This window comes from Pseudomonas sp. K5002, assembly GCF_013386655.1.
Classification (GTDB): domain Bacteria; phylum Pseudomonadota; class Gammaproteobacteria; order Pseudomonadales; family Pseudomonadaceae; genus Aquipseudomonas.
Window position 1 is genome coordinate 1 of the sequence record NZ_JACARK010001307.1, and the last position, 1,342, is coordinate 1,342.

Sequence of the window (1,342 nt, forward strand, 5' to 3'; positions counted from 1 at the left end):
CAAATGCCGGTGTTTGGGCACTCCGAGCCACAGCGAGGAGCCGAGTGGTGGGGCAAGAGCGTTTTGCTTACTTTTGCGCTGTTCAAAAGTGAGCCGCTGTAAGAGCGGAACCAATTTAAGCCATCACCCAAATAACGGATATTCACCCCCAAAGCCTACCGCTCAATCGACCGACTCCACCGCGCATTCCACTCGGGCCGTGCCTGGTTCACCTGGTCCCAGTCAATCGAAATCGCCGTCTGCAAATAACTGTTCATCGCCTCCACCCGCGCCCGGGTTTTGTCGGTAGTCGGCGTCGTAGGATTCGAAGGAATCTGATCCCCCAGTTCCAAAGCCGGCGCCTGAGCCTCTGCGGTCAACAAGAACTGCGCCAGTTTTTGCGCCAACTCCGGCTGGTCATTCCGCGCAATCACACACTCCGCCACGTTCAACACCACCGCGCCTTCCTTCGGCTGCGCATACTCCATCGGCACACCCAACAACTGCTGCGTGGTCACCTGCGTCGGCGTCAGCGGAAAGATCGCCGCCTCATCCGTCTGCACCATCTCGGAAATCTTCGCCGAGCTGGCGATGTACTCCAGCACGTTGGGCCCGACGGTTTTCGGCCAGGCCTTGAACCCCGGCTCCACGTTGGTCTCGCTACCCCCCTGAATCCGGTTGAACATGAGGAACCCGTGCAACCCAAATGTGGACGAGGCCAACGACTGGAACACCACCTTGTCCTTGAAGCGCGGGTCGGCCAGGTCCATCCACGACGTCGGCGGCGCCCAGCCCTTTTCCTTGAACATCTTGGCGTTGTAACCCAACCCGGTCACCCCGAGCGTCACCGCAACCGCTTCTTCCTTGATCTTCGCCTTGGCCGGAATCTGGTCCAGGGTCGGGTTGGGCGTGAGCTTCTCGCACAACCCCATGGAAATCGCGCGGTACATGATGCCGTCGTCGAGGAACATCACGTGCATCTGCGGGTTGTCCTTGTTGGCCTGCACCTTGGCCAGGATGTCCGACGAGGTGCCCGGCACGATCACCACCTTGACGTTGTTGGCCTTTTCGAACGCGGGCAGCACCTTGTCGGCGTAGACCCGCTCCATGGTGCCGCCGTTCATGCCCAGGTACAGCGTCGGTGCGGCGTGGGCCGCCGTGCTCAACAGGGCGAGGGACAGGCAAGACAGCGCAGTACGTTTGATCATGTGCATGAATCTTCCTCTCAGGCTTGGAAACGACGGATGGAAAATGCTTCGATGGGCTGCCGGCTGGCCCCCGTGCAGACGATCTCTGCCAGGGCTTCACCGACCGCAGGGCCGAGCTGGAACCCGGCGCCGGCAAAGCCGAAACCGTGGAGCAG

General features: G+C 60.9%; 1 protein-coding gene and 1 pseudogene. Both read right to left on the reverse strand.

Annotation, left to right across the window (positions count from 1 at the left end; all coding sequences use genetic code 11):
- Positions 1-155 precede the first annotated feature (155 nt).
- A complete protein-coding gene (locus HX846_RS35910; RefSeq protein ID WP_003218283.1) occupies positions 156-1,187 on the reverse strand; it encodes an ABC transporter substrate-binding protein in 1,032 nt (343 codons plus the stop codon).
- Between the two features lie 17 nt (positions 1,188-1,204).
- Positions 1,205-1,342 (reverse strand): annotated as a pseudogene (locus HX846_RS35915) (FAD-binding oxidoreductase); the annotation flags it as partial.

Bases quoted from the DNA above. Each gene is read 5' to 3' on its own strand.
- HX846_RS35910 (WP_003218283.1), bottom strand. From the start codon at position 1,187: ATGATCAAACGTACTGCGCTGTCTTGCCTGTCCCTCGCCCTGTTGAGC.